The organism is Neobacillus sp. SuZ13 (assembly GCF_030123365.1).
Lineage (GTDB): Bacteria > Bacillota > Bacilli > Bacillales > Cytobacillaceae > Neobacillus.
The window spans coordinates 1,540,141-1,557,774 of record NZ_CP126107.1; the positions used below are offsets into that span (position 1 = coordinate 1,540,141).

Genomic DNA, 17,634 nt, shown 5'->3' on the forward strand with positions numbered 1-17,634 from the left:
AAAAAGCAGTGATCATCTTGATATCACTGCTTTTTGAGTAAATAAAGGATTAATTAAGGAAGATTTTATCATTAATAGATACTTTCGGATCTTTATTTACCCATTTATATCCAATGCCCCATACAGTAAAAAGGTGTCTATCTATAGGGAATCCTGCACTCCGTAACTTTTCTCGTAAATTCCTAATATGGGAATCAATAGTTCGATCATCTATCTGTGATTTAAGCCCCCATATTAATGACAATAAGTGATCACGGGAGTACACTTTTTGAGGATTTTTTATAAACAAACCAATTAAAGCAAATTCTTTTGGTGTAACAGAAATGACTTGGCCTTTATACTTCAATTCCATTGATTCTTCATTCCATTCTAGGCCATTGAAAACTAGAAAATGCTTGTCTTCTGTTGAAACCCTCGTTCTTCTGAGCAATGCCTCCATTCTGGCTAATAACTCCTCTTCATTAAAAGGTTTGGTCACATAGTCATCAGCCCCAAATTTTAATCCCTTAATAACATCAGGCGTTTCACTCCTGGCAGTTAGCATAATAATGGGAACATCTGAAATTTCTCTTATTTTTTGGCAGGTTGTCCAACCATCCATCTCTGGCATCATTATATCAAGAATTACAAGGTCAACCTTTTCTTTTTCAAAATAAGTCAAAGCAGTTTTCCCTGAATCAGCCTTCTTGCATCTATAACCATGAGGGGATAAATATAGTCCTAAAAGGTCAAGCATTCGAGCTTCATCATCTACAAGTAGAATTGTCTTCATATATCCACCGCCTTAGCAAGGTTTATATCATTATCATAGAAGAAATTTATGAAGAAACTTTGCAGATTTAATATTTTTTCTGTACTTCTAAAAAAATCTACATATAAAAATGGGGGGGCTTCAAACTTTATTTCAATTTTGTGTCAAAATCGAGATATTTTTGCAAATGCCATATTTTATACAACAAAAAATCAAAGTTTCTGCACACTTTTTTATTAATGTTTAAGTTGTTAAGCATTTATCGTACTCTACACATATTTGGAATGAGGTGAGGACTTTGAAGGGAAAATGGTTGTTAATGATTATCCTTGTGGTTGTATTTTCAGGTGGAAGAATAGCTTTGGCAGATGGTGACCATAGTAAGGTTCCATCCACATCTAACCTTAATGGACAATCGGAACATAATATGGAAGACATGAGCGAGGGAAAAAACTCAGACAGTCATGATACAGAAAGCACGAGTAATGATCATGATATGGAAGGAATGGACATGGAAGGCAGTGGTGGCCATGGTCATGAGCCTGTCAAGGAAAAACCTGCAAACATGAAGGTTTTAGGAACTTTTGGTGCGGTCAATCTTTCCTTTATAGTGATTGGCGTTTGGAATAAGTGGTTTAGAAGAAAGGATGTTTCCAATGGCAATTCCAAAAGATAAGTTATCTAAAGAGAAAAAACAAATGCAAGATAAGAAACCTTATAATCTATTATCAATACCAATTGTAAAAAAATTCATTCAAAGCAAATGGTATCCAGGGATTTTTCAATGGATTGTACTCGCTGTTTTTTCGATAATTGTTTATGAATTGGTGGCGGGAACAGTTGATCCAACTCGAAATGTTGGAACGTCATTAACTTGGGTGTTATGGTGGCCATTAATTCCAATCTTTTTCTTAGTAATCGGTAGATTTTGGTGTGCGATTTGCCCCTTTGGTAAAGTAAGTGATATTATTCGGAAAACGATAGGCAGTAATCGTCCAATGCCAAAATTCTTAAGAAAGTATGGACTTTGGATGATTGACCTTTTCTTTATTGCCATTACCTACAGCGATCATATTTGGGGAATTGTTGAATCTCCGAGAGGTTCTGGTTATTTACTGCTTTTACTTGTAACAATGGTAATAGGAACATCGATTTTTTTCGAGAGAAGAACATTTTGTAAAACTCTATGTTTTCTAGGGGGACTTTCAGGAAACTATTCACGTTCTGGTTCATTAGAACTTCGAGGCACACCTGAAATATGTAAGACTTGTAAGACACAATCTTGCTTTAAAGGAAGCGAAAAAGCAGAAGGTTGCCCAATGTTTCAGTTTGTTAGAACGATGGATACTGCAGCTGATTGTAACTTATGTGGGGACTGTGTAAAAAACTGCCCAAATAACTCCATTCGAATTTCACCACGGGTACCTACATCTGAACTATGGGTAATTAAAAAGCCAATGATTGAACATACATTCCTAGCAGCAGTCATTATGGGTATTGTTTTCGTTCAAAATATCACAATGGTAAATATTTGGCAGGACATTTTAAAAGCAATTGGTTCAGTAACAGGAACGGAAAATTATAATGTAAACTTTACTGTGGCCTTTATTATTTCAATGGCTATCCCAGTTGCTCTCTTATATGGTACTGCAAAAATTGCTACGATAACTGGCGGATCTGTAGAGAAAGTTAAGAAAAACTTTATTCGGTTCGGTTATGCAATTATTCCACTGGATTTAGCAGGACACCTTGCTCATAACTTATTCCATATCATTACGGAAGGAAAAGCAATTTGGTACAACTCTGCTGCATTATTTGGTATGAATGTAACAAGGGGAGACCTTGCATTTGCACCTGCTTCCTCTGTTCAAATTTTACAGTACATCATTATTGTAATAGGAATGGTCGGCTCAATCTATACTGCCTATCGTATTGGTAATAAGGGCTCCTTTAAAGCATTGGCTCCATATTATGTATTAATGGTATTACTTGCAGTAGCTAATATTTATCTATTCTCACTACCTATGATGCATCGAGTTTAATAAATTATCGAAATTTGAAAAAGACTAGATTCTTCAAAATCTTGTCTTTTTTTCATATTAATGAAAATAAAGGAGCATTTATAGTAACTTTTACTAGTTCCCCATATTTGCTATATAAGCAAACATAAGAAGGCTGGTTTGAGTAAAAAAGCCCATTGGATTTTGAGACATGGGATAAACAATTGACATATTTATAAAATAAAAGATAAATGCATAGTTTCTCCATATTTATTTGATAAAGTTAATAAGGTAAATCGATTGCATAACTACTTTGAACAGCATTTATGTAATAAAAGCAAGAGACTTGTGGACATATTGTGAAGTCGTATAAAAATCTAAATAATTTTTAATAACGCCTATTTACATAGGGTGGGGGGGTATGGTAAATTAGATTTAAAGGAGGGGTGGTAATGAATAATCACGATCCTGTTAACCTGAATCATTCTAATGAGCACTGTGATCCTTTAACATCGGAGCGGAAAAGTCATCATTCAGATAAAACAAAACAAAATCTTATTTCAAGATTAAATCGTATTGAGGGACAGATTCGTGGTATTAAAGGTTTGATTGATAAAGATACCTATTGTGATGATGTTATTACGCAAATTGCTGCAACCCAAGCAGCTCTAAATAGTGTGGCGAAAGTGCTATTGGAAGGCCATATGAAAAGCTGTGTGGTCGAAAGAATTCAAGAGGGTGACTATGAAGTTGTGGATGAATTGCTAACTACCATCCAAAGACTTATAAAAAAATAATTCATAAAAGAGAGGGAGTTTCAAAATGGAAAAGGTAACATTAAATGTTCAAGGAATGTCTTGCGGTCATTGTGTAAAGGCTGTCGAAGGAAGTGTTGGTGCACTTAAGGGAATCAGTTCCGTTAAAGTGGATTTAAAGGCTGCTAAAGTGGATGTTGAGTTTAATGACCAAGAGGTTTCATTAAATCAAATTAAAGAAACGATTGAAGATCAAGGATACGATGTGAAATAACATAGTTAAAAAGACGTGCTAGTCTCTAGCACGTTCTTTTCAAACAAAAATATACCTATATGGGGTATAAGGAGTTGGCTTTAATGAGTCAAAATTTAAAAGAAACAAATTTACAAATCTCAGGTATGACCTGTGCAGCCTGTGCGATAAGAATTGAAAAGGATCTAAATAAGTTAGAAGGCGTGGAAACAGCCAATGTTAACCTTGCTCTAGAGCGTTCTAATGTTAAATATGATCCGGAAAAAGTAAATGTTGAAGACATTGAAAAAAAGATTAAAGATCTGGGTTACGATGTTGTTAATGAGAAAACAGAATTGGACATAACCGGTATGACCTGTGCAGCCTGTGCTACCCGAATCGAAAAGGGTTTAAATAAATTAGACGGTGTCGTGAAAGCAAATGTGAATTTGGCACTTGAAAAAGCGACCGTGGAGTACAACAGTGCGGTCCTAAATCCAAGTGAAATTATTAAAAAGGTAGAAAACCTTGGTTATGGTGCTCAAATAAAGGATGATGCAAAAGAAACCAGTGACCACCGTCAAAAGGAAATTGAAAGACAAAAAGGGAAGTTTATCTTTTCTGCCATCCTTTCCTTCCCGCTTTTATGGGCAATGGTGGGTCACTTTTCGTTCACCTCATTTATTTGGGTCCCCAAAATTTTTATGAATCCATGGGTGCAATTAGCTTTAGCTACCCCGGTACAATTTTACATTGGTAAACAATTTTATGTTGGGGCCTATAAAGCATTAAAAAATAAAAGCGCAAATATGGATGTTCTAGTGGCTTTAGGAACATCGGCAGCTTATTTTTACAGTTTATATTTATCATTAATGTCTATCGGAGGAATGAACCACTCCGTAGAACTTTACTATGAGACTAGTTCCATTCTTATTACGCTGATTATTCTTGGAAAGCTTTTTGAAGCAAAGGCTAAAGGAAGGTCATCAGAAGCGATAAAAAAACTGATGGGTCTCCAAGCAAAGACAGCGATTGTTGAAAGAGATGGAGTAGAACAAGAAATCCCCATTGAAGAAGTAATTGTTGGAGATATCGTTCATATTAAACCAGGTGACAAAATACCGGTGGACGGAAAGATATTGGAAGGACGTTCCGCCATTGATGAATCGATGCTTACAGGAGAGAGTGTCCCAGTTGATAAGACCATCGGTGATGAGGTAATCGGAGCTACAATCAATAAAAATGGTTTCTTATTGATTGAGGCCACAAAAGTGGGCAGAGATACAGCCTTAGCCCAAATTATTAAGGTAGTAGAAGAAGCACAGGGGTCAAAGGCACCTATTCAACGTCTAGCTGATAAGATTTCAGGTGTGTTTGTTCCTATTGTAGTTGCCCTTGCCGTCCTAACATTTATTGTTTGGTATGTTTGGGTGGAGCCTGGCAATTTTGCAGAAGCATTAGAAAAACTGATTGCCGTTTTAGTTATCGCTTGTCCTTGTGCATTAGGTCTAGCAACGCCAACATCTATCATGGCTGGGTCAGGTCGTGCAGCGGAATATGGCATTCTGTTTAAGGGTGGCGAGCATTTGGAAATGACCCATAAAATTTCTAGCGTTGTATTAGATAAAACTGGTACCGTAACAAATGGAACACCTGTTTTAACAGATGTAATAACTGTCCAGACTCAAATAGAGGATGAATTTTTATCATTAGTGGGTTCTGCCGAAAAACAATCTGAACATCCACTAGCTCAAGCCATTGTTCAAGGGATTAAAGATAAAGAGATTCCATTAAAGGATGTAACAGAGTTTGAAGCGATTCCTGGATTTGGTATTAAAGCAACTGTTGATGGAAAAGAACTATTAGTTGGTACGAGGAAATTAATGAGTAAATTCAATGTAGCTGCAGAAGAGGCTTACGGTCAAATGGATGAGTTAGAAAAGGTCGGTAAAACAGCAATGCTGGTTGCTATTGACTCTCAATATGCTGGTATGGTTGCAGTAGCTGATACTATCAAAGAAACGTCCAAATCAGCTATAGGTCGCCTCAAAAATATGGGAATCGAAGTAATCATGATTACGGGGGATAATAAACAGACTGCAAGAGCTATAGCTGCACAAGTTGGTATTGATAATGTTATTGCGGAAGTTCTTCCTGAAGGAAAAGCGGATGAAATAAAGAAATTGCAGGCAGAAGGGAAGAAGGTAGCAATGGTTGGTGATGGAATCAACGATGCGCCAGCCCTTGCCATTGCAGATATCGGAATGGCTATAGGAACTGGTACCGATGTTGCAATGGAAGCAGCTGATATCACGCTTATTCGTGGGGATTTAAATAGTATCGCAGATGCAATCTTCATGAGTAAGAAGACAATCAGTAATATTAAGCAGAATTTGTTCTGGGCCCTTGCCTATAATACTCTTGGTATTCCTGTTTCTGCACTTGGATTTCTGGCGCCTTGGCTAGCAGGTGCAGCAATGGCATTCAGTTCAGTATCTGTTGTTCTCAATGCGTTACGTTTACAAAAAGTAAAATTGTAGAGGTGAGCATAATGTGGAAAAAGTGGGCACTTTCAGCGATAGCTTATTTATTAATAGTAATGGTTGGTTATGGAATCTATGTATCAGTAGTAGGATCGGATACGAATCCATCTCATCAAATGGATGTAAAAGGTGATTAATCATATAAGGAAATAAGTGAACTATTAATGACAATTGTATCCTTCGTTATCAATCTTCATAGAAAATGCAAGTATATTTTATAAGATGGAAAAAAGGAAGGAGTGATTGTTATGGAATGGTTATTATACTTGTTCGTTTTACTTTATCCGTTTGTGATGATTATTTGTATGAAAGCAAATAATCATCATAAAGATATAGTTTCTCCAGCGGAGATAGAGAAAAAATTAAAGTTTATTCAAGAGGAAAATAATATGCTTCGTGATGAAGTTGATTTTCTTTCAGAATTGGTAAAATTAAAGTGATTGTTAAAGCCGTTATCCTTGAGGTTACGGCTTTTTTTAATTAAAAAGTACGTAATAAATAGTTGCAGTAATAATTTTAGGATTCGTTGGGTTTTATCTAACTAATTTTTTCCTAGATGGAAGTAAGACAAAGGAAAGCTCCACCTCTGTGAAAGTACAACAAAGTATTTCAAATAAAATGAGTACCGAACAAACAAATGCAAAGGAAATGGAGAGTGAATGGACGAAAATTAATTCTGAAGGAGCCGTGGAGGTAAAAGCTACCCTAGTTCCAGAAAAAAGCAGCAACAGTCAGCTTGTATTCGAAGTGATAATGAACACTCATTCTGTTAATCTTAGTCAATATGACTTTACTAAACTAGCTGCAATTTCTTTTGGAACGAATAAAATTATTTCAGGAACTTTTAAATGGGATTCATCGAGTGATGAGAGTAGCCACCATGTGATGGGGTTCTTGGTCTGGAACGGCGATTTTAAAAATAACTACAAAAATAACTTTTAATAATCCTTTTCGAATGGTCCTAAAAGCTTTCAATCGATCATTACTTTGTAAAAGCCATGTGTGATACACGGATTATTGGTCAGTTTTATACAATTCTATTAATGACTTCATGTTTGTTTCTTCCCTTCTAATATTTCATCTAGGGTAGTACACCAACCTATTATAGGATTTTTAAGATTAGGAGGATATGACAAAGTTCATACAAAATAGAATAGAAAGTTAGCAATTGAATGTAAAAAAGGTCTGGTAGGTATACCAAACCATTAGAAAAAATATAGTTGACAATCATTTCTTATTTTACGATGTTTCGAAACACTAATTTATCTGCTATAGTCACGCCATTTTTAAAAACTATTCATCATATTATCACTTTCCATTTCCTTTCCTTTTGTATCACCCATCATCCCATCATTTTTATGACAAGCTTTGTACATGTTTTTTAATTCAGCCTTGGAAGAATCAGGATGCATCTTTTGCATAAACGGTAACATTTTTTCAAAGCTTACACCATTACCAGAGTGGCCGTTTCCAGATGCAAATACAGCAGTGCCAGCTCCTAGAATAAAAGTTGCACTTAGAATTCCAACAACAAACTTTTTCATTATTTTACAACTCCTTTCTTTTATCACCTTTATCCTAAAACAAAAATTTGCAGAAATAAGGGAGATTTGGTGTTGATCTTATGAAGATTTTTATTAGACAATGAATTTATTCCTAATGGCTATTTAATAGAGGTTTATTGTTTTAATAAAATATTAGCGGTAAGGATGATAATGTGTAACAAATTCCTCAATTACTGAGAAAGTTCAACAATTAGTCACAAGTTGGACTGATATAGATATTGTTATTACCTCTATTTATCATTATCATAGTATCGATAGTAGAAACTATTTTGCATAAAGCTATAATTTATTAATTACAACAACGATTTTGATGATAAGGGTGTGAGGGTTTGCAAACAAAACAGAAGGTCAGTACATTACTAGGAATCCTTGCCCTGTTTCTATTTTTATTTCCGTCTATTTCATCTGCGCATGCCTACATAAAAAAATCTACACCATTGGAAAATGAAAAAGTAGAAAAAGCTCCAGCGGAGGTAATAATAAAATTTGATGAATCAATCCAGCCTGCCTTTAACTCCATTAAGGTATTTGATTCGGAAGGTAATCGAGTTGATAAAAACAATGGGCAAATTGATCCAGAACATCCGTCTATCTTAAAAAGCGGATTAAAGAAGGACCTTCCCATTGGATCCTATCGAATTAAATGGAAGGTGGTTTCAAGTGATGGCCATCCTGTCGAAGGAGTCATTCCATTTCAGGTTGGTGATGAAGGTCAAAATTCAGCTTCTTCCAATAAGGAAACAAAGGGTTATATTCCTAAAGCCGATCTAATCGTCATTCGTTGGCTTCAATATATTAGTAATGCCTGTTATGTAGGGCTAATCTTTTTTTATATGATGGTCATGCCCAAGAAGTTAAGGGAGATAGAAACAGTTGACAAGAAGTTCCGGAGACTAATTAGTGCAAGTCTAACACTACTATTCTTTAGCATCCTGTTAAGTCTGCCATTACAGGCAACGATTGAATCTGGTTTCCCATGGAGTGAAGTGTTCAGCATTACATTAATTGAAAGTATCTTAACAAACACGAATTATGGTCATTCATGGCTTCTGCAAATCGCCCTTCTCATTACTCTTACTCTCCTTACCTCGTTCATCGGGATGGCCAAGAGTACGAAACGAATCATTTTGTGGGCTTGTTTTATTTTAGGAAATGCTTTGCTATGGACCAAGTCGATGACAAGTCATGCCGCTTCACAATCAAATCAATTTTTACCGCTTGCAATGGATTTCCTTCATTTATTTGGCGCATCGATTTGGATTGGAAGTTTAATTGGTTTTGTCGGATTCCTTTCCTTCCGGAAAAATACGGATTTAAAACAGGATTATCTAAGAATGATAAAAAACTTCTCCAAATGGGGATTAATAATTGTTCTTCTCTTAACCTTTACAGGAATATATAGCAGCCTATTATATATTCCCAACCTTTCAGCTTTAGTGCAAACAAACTATGGACAGGTATTAATAGGTAAAGTTAGTTTATTTGTACTGATGGTATTGCTTGCTGCTGTGAATTTGTTTAAAGGAAGAAAGGAAACCACTAAAGGACTTGGGGCATCATTAAAGGGTGAACTTTTAATAGGACTAATGATCCTTATTCTTTCTGTGGTCTTAACCAATTTACCAACAGCCATGCAGTCGCCGGGGCCGTACAATAACACCAATATAGTGAATCATGGCAAGCGAATTACACTGAAAACAACCCCAAATATAGTTGGAACAAATTTATTTGAAGTTACATTAAAAGACAGAACAGGTCAGCCAATTAAAGATATTGAACAATTACACTTAACGTTTACAATGCTTGAAATGGATATGGGAAAAGAAACTGTGAGCTTAGCAAAAACGGCTGAAGGAAAGTACGAAGTGAAAGGTTTACATTTTAGCATGGCTGGGAAGTGGAACGTACATGTACACGTTCTAACAAAGTCATTAGAAAGTATCGATACAGATTTCCATGTTTTAGTGGGAAGTCAATAAAATCATCTGAGGAGAGTTACTAATGAAAAAAATGATTGGCATAATTTCAAAAGTATTTATTCCGACAGTAATCAACTTATTTTTCTTCACAAGTATGGCAAGTGCACATGTAACAGTGATGCCAAAAACATCTTCAACTGGAGCATGGGAAACTTATACCTTAAAAGTGCCAGTTGAAAAAGATGTTGCCACTACCAAAGTAACAGTCAAAGCACCAGCAGGTGTAGAAATTATGTCTTATCAACCCGTTCCAGGCTGGACCTATTCATCTGAAAAGGATGCTAGTGGAAAAGTAAAAACATTCACCTTTGAAGCGACTGGGGAAGGGATTTTAAGTGGTCAATTCCAACAATTTGAATTTGTAGCCAAAAACCCTGAAAAGGCAACCAAAGCTGCTTGGGATGCTTTTCAATATTACAAGGATGGCAGTATAGTGGAATGGACAGGAGAAGAAGGGTCTGACTCACCACATTCGATTACAGATATTATAAAAGCTGCTACCACGGGTCAACATAGCAGTCAAACAACAGAACATAGTGATAAGACACCGACAAAAGATAACGAAAAAACGAAAACAGAAGTGACTGAAAAGAAAACAGAAACATCCACATCTTTATCACTAATTTTATCAGGATTAGCAGCGTTGCTTTCCTTTGCTGCACTGATTATCGCAATCCGAAAAAAATAACCTTAAAAAAATAGAGGATGCCGTGGGCATCTTCTATTTTTTATAAGGTTTTCTTTAATTAGCTACTATATAAAAAAAAATGGTGGACTCATGGTCTTATTTAAAGGGCAATCCCTTGTGGTTGGCTTTTTTTCTTTTTGATCGCTTCTACTAATGACTTAAATAGCTTTAGAGAATGTTGGAAAATTGGACTTTGAATAAATGTATATAGGAAAGTAGCAATAAACACAGGCCCCCCTAAAAATAAACCAATCAAAAGGACCATGGACTCTACGATAATGCGAGCTTGACTAACTGATAACTTAGTTTTATCAGAGATGGATAGCATAAAGCCATCGCGAGGACCCGCACCAATTCCTGCTGCAACATACATCCCGCCGCCGACCCCTGTAATTATGATTCCACAGAGAAGAATGAGATAATCAACCCAAGTACCCGTTGCTTTTGGGAGAATATCTAACCAGAGGAAGAAGTCCATGATAGGTCCAATACATAAGGCATTAAGGACAGTACCTATGCTAATATAACTCCTTGCTACAAAAAAAGATATGATTATCAAGATCAGCCCGCATATGACTCCCCAAGTGCCAATGGTGAAACCAAAATGTTCAAATAGCGCAACATTCAGTACCTCCCAAGGATGTAGGCCTACATATTTTACCTTAACGGCAATTGCATTTCCTAAGCCAAAAAAGGTTAGTCCCGCAAAAAATAATAAATACTGAACCAGCTTCATTTTTCAGTTACCTCCACATAAAGCCCTTTTCCTGAATATTAAAACCTATCTTAAGATTCTAAAGTATGAGTGAATAATAATCAATGATTATCTTAAAATATAGAATTGAATTCATTAGACTGATATAATTTAAATATGTTTGAATTGTTGAAATTTTACTTAGGATAGAGGGATATCTATGAATCTCGTTGCATCAGAAAAAGTAAAAAAAATGTCGGCAAGTATTTTCCAAGAGGTAGCAAATCGGAAATTAAAAGCAATGAAAGCCGGTAAGGATGTCATTGATTTAAGTGTAGGAAGTCCAGATTTTCCACCGCCTTCATTTGTTGTGGATACATTGCTTGACTCCGCAAGTGACTCAAGCAAATATGGTTATACCCTGGCAGGGATACCTGAATTTAATCAGGCAGTAAGTTATTTTTATAAACAAAGATATGGGGTCGACCTTAACCCAGAGTCCGAAGTATTGCAGTTGATGGGGTCTCAGGATGGTCTTGCCCATTTGGCTACGGCAATCATTAATCCAGGTGATTATGTCCTAGTACCGGATCCCGGGTATCCTATCTATGAGGCAAGCGTAAATATTGCAGGCGGGATTATCTATCCGATGCCATTATTAGCTGAAAACAAGTTTCTACCAATGCTTGAGGAAATCCCGTTAGATGTGCTAGATAAAACGAAAATGATGATAATCAGTTATCCTGGTAACCCAGTAACAGCTTTAGCTGATCAGTCATTTTTTGAAAAGGTAGTTTCCTTTGCTAAGCATCACAATATTTTGGTTGTTCATGATTTTGCGTATTCTGAGTTGATATTCGATGGGAATCCACAACTTAGTTTCATGTCGGTTCCAGGGGCTAAGGAGATTGGAATTGAATTTAATTCCCTTTCGAAAACCTTTAATATGGCAGGATGCCGTATCGGTTATGTCGTAGGCAATGAACAAGCGATTGACATCTTGGCTTCATTTAAATCCCACATAGATTATGGAGTCTTTTATCCTATCCAAAAAGCAGCAGTAAGGGCGTTAACTTCAGATTTCGCTTTTCTTAAAAAACAGGTTAATGAATATGAACTTCGCCGCGATGTGTTAATTTCTGGGCTTGAAAAAAGCGGTTGGCAAGTGGCCAAGTCTCCGGCAACCATGTTTGTGTGGGCAAGAATCCCTGCAGGCTGGAAATCCCGTGAGTTTGCCTTTGAATTGATTGACAAAGCTGGAGTGGCTGTCATTCCTGGTGATGCGTTTGGAAACTTGGGTGAGGGCTATGTTCGGATTGCCATGGTACAACCACCAGAACGACTATCTCAAGCAGCTGAACGAATTCATGAATTCCTAATGGAATATTCAAGAAATAAGTAAAAAGTAACTTCATCTGTGATGAGGATATTTTTGGCAAACTGCTTCGCGCCTCTTCTATAAATATAAATTTCTACATATATATTGTAAAAGACCTTCTGCCATATGAGGGTCTTTTATTTTTAAAACGAAAGAGGGATAAGATGCTTAGCGATTTACAACATCTAGAATTAGATATCCCAATTGAAGTGATTTGGGACTTTATTCGAGACGAAAATAATTGGGCACCGCTTGTACCAGGTTATATTCAACATGAAAAGAGAAATGAGCGTCAAATCTGTTGGGAATTTAAGAGTGATCTTGGCGTAATGAAGAAAAAGGTTAGTTTATTGATAGATATTAAAGAGTGGAATGAACCATCCAGAGTATCTTTTGAATTAAAACGTTCAAATGAAAAACATTTAGGTGAAGGTTATTTTGAAGCAAAAGCCTTAAATAAAAATAAAACTCGTGTAACGGGCTTTCTAGAAATCAATGCGTCAGGGCCGATGGGATCATTAGCTAATTCCCTTTTTAAAAAAGCACTCCAAAAATCGGATGATGAGGTAGCCTCAGTCATTTCTACAAAGTTAGAAGAATTTCATCGCAGGTAAAAAATTAAGATAAACTTAAGCAATCCATGATAAAGTTAGTCCAAATTCCACTATCCCACAAGATAGAGGACAGGAGGATTAACGATGAAACAATTAAAATCAAACAAAGCCCTAAATGTAATGATAGTTATTTCACTGGCATGGTTGGGAACTGGATCACCCATTACATCTGCCTATGCTGAAACTAACACAACAACAGTTCAAGAAAACCAATTAGCGAGCACTCTTTCAAAATTAGAGATTGAAGGAATCAAACTCGAGCAGAAATTCGCTGCAGATTTATTTGAATATACTGCCACAGTAGGGAACGAGGTTCAAAATATAAAGTTATTAGTAGATAGCTCTAATACAGATTCATCGATTACAATCAACGATCAGGTGATTGTCAATGGATCAATAGGGACCTACGCCCTTCAAACAGGTGAAAATAAGTTTATTATTTCTGTAAATAATGGCAATGGTTCATCCAATTCCTATACCCTGACGGTAACAAGAGAGAAAAATGCTAATAATTTCTTGCAAAGTATTGAACTATCAAAAGGTGAATTATCACCCAAATTTTCTTCAGATGTTAATGACTATAAGGTCAATGTTCCAAATGAAGTTCCTGCCATTACATTTAAACCGACAGCCATAGAAGCAACTTCAACAATAAAGGTGAATTCTACTATAGCAGGAAAAGATGGAGTGGATGTTTCGCTACCCGTTGGTCAGTCAAATATTATGATCACGGTAACTGCTGAAAATGGCTCGATGAAGATTTATACCATCCACGTTACAAGAGAGAAACCTGTTGAGGATAAAGCGGTGGAAGATAAACCAGCTGAAGTTAAAACACCTGCAGAAAATCAGAACAATAATCCAGGTTCTATACAGCCCAATATAAAAACAAATAATCGGGCTAATTCTACACAGCCTACTTCTCAACAGCCAAGTTCCATAAATACCGATAAAGTAAGTAAAGCATTACTATCGTCACTGTCAGTATCTGAAGGAACATTTGACAGCGCGTTTACAAGTAATGAGTTTACGTACCATGTGAAGGTTTCAAGTGATGTGGATGAAATAACACTAGAGCCGATTGCAAAATATAGCAGTGCTGAAATATTAATAGAAGGAGAAACGAGGAAAACAATAAAACTGGAAAGTGACAAGAAAACAATTATTTCTGTCGTCGTTACGTATGATGATGATGATCGAAAGACATATGTGCTTGTGTTTGATAAAGAATCTTAAAAAGATTACTTTTAGAAAAAAATCGTAAAAAACCTGCACAGAGCAGGTTTTTTTCGTATAATTGAAAATTTATTAAAAAAAAAGAAAACTTATTTTTAACATGTCCTTTAAAATTGTGGTATATTAATAAATAAAAAATTTAGCGAATTTTGAGATTAAAGGAAGGTGGCAGTATGACAACAGAAGTTAAAGTAAATGACAGCAGTCTTCCGTTGCGTCGTGATGTGAAATTACTGGGGAAAATGTTAGGAGATATTCTGATAAATCACAGTGGTTCCGCATTATTTGATAAAGTGGAAAAAATACGTTTAATGTGTAAAACATTAAGGGAACATTTTGATCAATCAATTTATGATGCCTTAAAGGAAGAAATCTCTAGTTTAGATGCACCGATGAGGAAACAAGTTATTCGAGCATTCTCAATGTATTTTCATTTAATTAATGCAGCGGAACAGAACCATCGTATGCGTAGAAGAAGACAGTACCAACTTCAAGAGGAAAGGGTTGTCCAACCTGCTTCTATTGAAAGTGCGATTCTTTTGCTTAAAGAGAATAATATAGAAGAAGATGTCATTCAAGATACTTTAAATACTTTATCTCTTGAGCTTGTGATTACAGCTCATCCAACAGAGGCAACGAAACGCTCCATACTTGAGATTCAGCAGCGAATTGCTGAAATTCTTAAAAACCTCGATCACCCCTTATTAACAAGAAGAGAAAGAAAAAAGCTGGAAGAAAGTCTGTTTAACGAAGTTTCAATACTTTGGCAAACGGATGAATTACGACAGAACAAGCCTACTGTTTTAGACGAAGTTCGAAATGGTTTGTATTATTTTGATCAAACTCTATTCGAAGTACTGCCTGAAATTCATCAAGAAGTGGCGGAATGTTTAGAGAAGAACTTCACAAATGCACAATGGGAAGTTCCTAATTTCTTACGTTTTGGTTCCTGGATCGGTGGTGACCGGGATGGAAATCCAAATGTTACACATGATGTCACTTGGGAGACATTGAAAAAACAAAGAAGACTCGTCTTAAAAAAATATAAAAATGCCTTAGTTGAATTAATGAAACGATATAGTCATTCCACTACCAGGGTGGAGGTAAGTGATGATCTTCTTACATTAATTGAGCAAGAGGATATTTATTTAACGGATGACAAAAAATGGCCAAATAAAGGTGAGGCATACCGCCGTGCATTTGCAATTATTATTGAACGTGTAAAACAAGTAGGAAAAACGGACTTAGGCTATAAATCTGCCGAAGAATTATTAGAAGACTTGTATGTGATTAAAAGGAGTTTGAAAAAGCATCATCCAGCAGCCCATGAATCAAAAATTATTCAAAAGCTGATCCGACAAGTACAATTATTTGGGTTTCATTTAGCTACACTCGATATTCGAAATCATAGCGGCGAACATGAAGCAGCCATGACAGAAATATTGCGCAAAGTCAGTATCACTGAGAATTATGCGGGTCTTTCTGAAGAAGAAAAACTAAAAATATTGCAAAATATATTATTGGATCCTCGTCCACTCTTATTACTAAATGAAGACTACTCTGCTGAAACACAGGAAATGATTAAAGTATTCCAAACGATTAAGAAGGCACACGAAGAATTCGGAAAGCGAGCTATTTCCGTTTATCTTGTGAGCATGACAAAATCACCGAGTGATTTGCTTGAGGTACTTGTCCTTGCAAAAGAAGCTGGAATTTATCGCCTTCACGCAGATGGCACATTAGAAAGTCACTTACATGTGGCACCATTACTGGAAACAATTGACGATTTAACAGCTGGACCAAAAATAATGGAAACTCTTTTCGAGATGCCTGTCTATCGTAATCATTTGCAAATATTGGGGGACCAGCAGGAAATAATGCTTGGGTACTCGGACGGTAGCAAAGATGGTGGAACGTTAACAGCTAACTGGAAACTATATAAGGCTCAAATTGAGATTCATGAAATGGCGAAAAGGTACCAAATCGGACTTAAGTTCTTCCATGGCCGTGGTGGTTCATTAGGCCGTGGCGGCGGTCCATTAAATAAAAGTATCCTGTCGCAGCCTGCTGAAACGATTGGGGATGGTGTCAAAATAACCGAGCAAGGTGAAGTATTATCTTCAAGATATTTACTTGAGGATATTGCCTACCGCAGTTTAGAACAAGCTACATCCACGTTACTTTTAGCAGTTACACATATTTCTAAAGAAGCAGAGCAAGGGCATCAACGTGATCCAATTTGGGTTGAGACAATAGAAGAAATCTCAAGCTTAGCCTTAACGAAATATCAATCATTGGTGTTTGGTGATCCAGATTTCCTTACCTATTTCACTGAAGCAACACCACTAAGAGAACTAGGGGACTTAAACATCGGCTCCAGACCAATGAGCAGAAAAAATCAAGGGCGTTTTGAAGATTTACGGGCCATTCCTTGGGTATTCGCTTGGACGCAAAGCCGCCAATTGCTTCCTGCATGGTATGCAGCCGGAACTGGTTTAGAAGGATTTGCAGCAAAGGGAGAACAAAATTTGCATATTCTTCAGGATATGTATGAAAAATGGCCGTTTTTCCGATCAACAATTGATAATTTACAAATGGCATTAATGAAAGCAGACATTACGACGGCCAGAGAATATTTATCACTTGTTGAAGACCAAAATATGGCTGAACGGATATTTACTAATATTCTTGAAGAATATGAACGAACCAAAGAAATTCTTCTCCGAATTACAGGCGATAAAGAATTGCTTGATCATACACCGAATATTAAGGAATCGGTATTTAGAAGAAATCCATATGTCGATCCGTTGAACTTTTTACAAGTGGAGTTAATAAAAGATCTGCGAAATCAGGGTGGCTCTAACGACGATCTATTAATTGAGGTATTGTTAACTATCAGTGGAATATCAGCTGGACTACGGAATACTGGTTGATTTATGAAAGTAAGCCATAAATTCTTTTTCAAAAGGATTTATGGCTTTTTTTATATGGGGGACAATTTATGAACATTTTATGAATTCTTTAAAAATGAATGGTTATTCATTCATTTTAACGCAAAATTCGACATTTTTCGATTTATCCATCGTGCTATATTTTAACCAGAAAAGAGAAGAAGTGAAAATCCACGTAATTATAAACGATATACAAGCCTAGTTTTAATGGAATCAATAAAAGAGGAATGAACTTGGAGGGGATATTA

17 protein-coding genes are annotated in these 17,634 nt (G+C 36.2%); 14 read left to right on the plus strand and 3 right to left on the minus strand.

Annotated elements, in window-relative coordinates:
* Positions 1–49 precede the first annotated feature (49 nt).
* Positions 50–772 carry a response regulator transcription factor gene (locus QNH17_RS07430; RefSeq protein ID WP_283878097.1) on the minus strand — a complete coding sequence of 241 codons (723 nt, stop codon included), beginning with the start codon at positions 770–772 and terminating at the stop codon, positions 50–52.
* Positions 773–1,049: 277 nt separating this feature from the next.
* Between QNH17_RS07430 and QNH17_RS07435 the strand changes: the two genes are divergently transcribed.
* The 8 genes from QNH17_RS07435 (at position 1,050) to QNH17_RS07470 (ending at position 7,223) form a co-directional block, all read left to right on the plus strand.
* Positions 1,050–1,427, plus strand: a complete 378-nt coding sequence (locus tag QNH17_RS07435; RefSeq protein WP_283878098.1) for a hypothetical protein — start codon at positions 1,050–1,052, stop codon at positions 1,425–1,427.
* A complete protein-coding gene (locus tag QNH17_RS07440; protein WP_283878099.1) occupies positions 1,408–2,793 on the plus strand; it encodes a 4Fe-4S binding protein in 1,386 nt (461 codons plus the stop codon). Before QNH17_RS07435 ends, QNH17_RS07440 begins: the two co-directional genes overlap by 20 nt.
* Before the next feature lie 410 nt (positions 2,794–3,203).
* Positions 3,204–3,548: a metal-sensitive transcriptional regulator gene (locus QNH17_RS07445; protein WP_283878100.1), complete on the plus strand. Its 345-nt coding sequence runs from the start codon at positions 3,204–3,206 to the stop codon at positions 3,546–3,548.
* 25 nt (positions 3,549–3,573) lie between these two features.
* Entirely contained in the window at positions 3,574–3,780 is a 207-nt protein-coding gene (copZ, locus tag QNH17_RS07450; protein WP_283878101.1) for a copper chaperone CopZ, read from the plus strand.
* Positions 3,781–3,863: 83 nt separating this feature from the next.
* Complete coding sequence (locus tag QNH17_RS07455) at positions 3,864–6,278, plus strand: heavy metal translocating P-type ATPase (RefSeq protein ID WP_283878102.1); 2,415 nt, start codon at positions 3,864–3,866, stop codon at positions 6,276–6,278.
* Between the two features lie 11 nt (positions 6,279–6,289).
* Complete coding sequence (locus tag QNH17_RS07460) at positions 6,290–6,418, plus strand: hypothetical protein (protein WP_283878103.1); 129 nt, start codon at positions 6,290–6,292, stop codon at positions 6,416–6,418.
* A gap of 111 nt (positions 6,419–6,529) precedes the next feature.
* Positions 6,530–6,721 (plus strand): hypothetical protein, encoded by a 192-nt coding sequence (locus tag QNH17_RS07465; RefSeq protein ID WP_283878104.1) that lies wholly within the window; start codon positions 6,530–6,532, stop codon positions 6,719–6,721.
* A 148-nt stretch (positions 6,722–6,869) separates the two neighbouring features.
* Positions 6,870–7,223, plus strand: a complete 354-nt coding sequence (locus tag QNH17_RS07470) for a hypothetical protein (RefSeq protein ID WP_283878105.1) — start codon at positions 6,870–6,872, stop codon at positions 7,221–7,223.
* Positions 7,224–7,567: 344 nt separating this feature from the next.
* Here QNH17_RS07470 and QNH17_RS07475 read toward each other — a convergent pair whose 3' ends face one another.
* Entirely contained in the window at positions 7,568–7,825 is a 258-nt protein-coding gene (locus QNH17_RS07475; RefSeq protein ID WP_283878106.1) for a hypothetical protein, read from the minus strand.
* A gap of 350 nt (positions 7,826–8,175) precedes the next feature.
* Between QNH17_RS07475 and QNH17_RS07480 the strand changes: the two genes are divergently transcribed.
* Positions 8,176–9,825 carry a copper resistance CopC/CopD family protein gene (locus tag QNH17_RS07480; protein WP_283878107.1) on the plus strand — a complete coding sequence of 550 codons (1,650 nt, stop codon included), beginning with the start codon at positions 8,176–8,178 and terminating at the stop codon, positions 9,823–9,825.
* A gap of 31 nt (positions 9,826–9,856) precedes the next feature.
* Positions 9,857–10,513 (plus strand): YcnI family copper-binding membrane protein, encoded by a 657-nt coding sequence (locus QNH17_RS07485; RefSeq protein ID WP_283879453.1) that lies wholly within the window; start codon positions 9,857–9,859, stop codon positions 10,511–10,513.
* Between the two features lie 100 nt (positions 10,514–10,613).
* Here QNH17_RS07485 and QNH17_RS07490 read toward each other — a convergent pair whose 3' ends face one another.
* On the minus strand, positions 10,614–11,249 hold the full coding sequence (locus QNH17_RS07490) for a YczE/YyaS/YitT family protein (RefSeq protein WP_283878108.1): 636 nt from the start codon (positions 11,247–11,249) through the stop codon (positions 10,614–10,616).
* Between the two features lie 178 nt (positions 11,250–11,427).
* Here QNH17_RS07490 and QNH17_RS07495 point away from each other — a divergent pair, with 178 nt between their 5' ends.
* The 4 genes from QNH17_RS07495 to ppc all read left to right on the plus strand — a co-directional run bounded on the left by QNH17_RS07495 (position 11,428) and on the right by ppc (position 17,368).
* The gene (locus QNH17_RS07495) at positions 11,428–12,609 is read left to right on the plus strand and encodes an LL-diaminopimelate aminotransferase (protein WP_283878109.1); all 1,182 of its coding nucleotides are present in this window, start codon (positions 11,428–11,430) and stop codon (positions 12,607–12,609) included.
* Positions 12,610–12,749: 140 nt separating this feature from the next.
* Positions 12,750–13,199: an SRPBCC family protein gene (locus QNH17_RS07500; protein WP_283878110.1), complete on the plus strand. Its 450-nt coding sequence runs from the start codon at positions 12,750–12,752 to the stop codon at positions 13,197–13,199.
* 84 nt (positions 13,200–13,283) lie between these two features.
* A complete protein-coding gene (locus QNH17_RS07505) occupies positions 13,284–14,435 on the plus strand; it encodes a cadherin-like beta sandwich domain-containing protein (protein WP_283878111.1) in 1,152 nt (383 codons plus the stop codon).
* 173 nt (positions 14,436–14,608) lie between these two features.
* Positions 14,609–17,368, plus strand: coding sequence for a phosphoenolpyruvate carboxylase (gene ppc, locus QNH17_RS07510; RefSeq protein ID WP_283878112.1), 2,760 nt, complete (start codon positions 14,609–14,611; stop codon positions 17,366–17,368).
* Positions 17,369–17,634: the final 266 nt, after the last annotated feature.

Excerpts from the sequence above, each read along its gene's own strand:
- QNH17_RS07485 (WP_283879453.1), top strand. The coding sequence starts at position 9,857 with ATGATTGGCATAATTTCAAAAGTATTTATTCCGACAGTAATCAACTTA.
- QNH17_RS07430 (WP_283878097.1), bottom strand. The coding sequence starts at position 772 with ATGAAGACAATTCTACTTGTAGATGATGAAGCTCGAATGCTTGACCTT.
- ppc (WP_283878112.1), top strand. The coding sequence starts at position 14,609 with ATGACAACAGAAGTTAAAGTAAATGACAGCAGTCTTCCGTTGCGTCGT.
- QNH17_RS07440 (WP_283878099.1), top strand. The coding sequence starts at position 1,408 with ATGGCAATTCCAAAAGATAAGTTATCTAAAGAGAAAAAACAAATGCAA.
- QNH17_RS07460 (WP_283878103.1), top strand. The coding sequence starts at position 6,290 with ATGTGGAAAAAGTGGGCACTTTCAGCGATAGCTTATTTATTAATAGTA.
- QNH17_RS07475 (WP_283878106.1), bottom strand. The coding sequence starts at position 7,825 with ATGAAAAAGTTTGTTGTTGGAATTCTAAGTGCAACTTTTATTCTAGGA.
- QNH17_RS07495 (WP_283878109.1), top strand. The coding sequence starts at position 11,428 with ATGAATCTCGTTGCATCAGAAAAAGTAAAAAAAATGTCGGCAAGTATT.
- QNH17_RS07455 (WP_283878102.1), top strand. The coding sequence starts at position 3,864 with ATGAGTCAAAATTTAAAAGAAACAAATTTACAAATCTCAGGTATGACC.
- QNH17_RS07465 (WP_283878104.1), top strand. The coding sequence starts at position 6,530 with ATGGAATGGTTATTATACTTGTTCGTTTTACTTTATCCGTTTGTGATG.
- QNH17_RS07500 (WP_283878110.1), top strand. The coding sequence starts at position 12,750 with ATGCTTAGCGATTTACAACATCTAGAATTAGATATCCCAATTGAAGTG.
- copZ (WP_283878101.1), top strand. The coding sequence starts at position 3,574 with ATGGAAAAGGTAACATTAAATGTTCAAGGAATGTCTTGCGGTCATTGT.
- QNH17_RS07445 (WP_283878100.1), top strand. The coding sequence starts at position 3,204 with ATGAATAATCACGATCCTGTTAACCTGAATCATTCTAATGAGCACTGT.
- QNH17_RS07490 (WP_283878108.1), bottom strand. The coding sequence starts at position 11,249 with ATGAAGCTGGTTCAGTATTTATTATTTTTTGCGGGACTAACCTTTTTT.
- QNH17_RS07505 (WP_283878111.1), top strand. The coding sequence starts at position 13,284 with ATGAAACAATTAAAATCAAACAAAGCCCTAAATGTAATGATAGTTATT.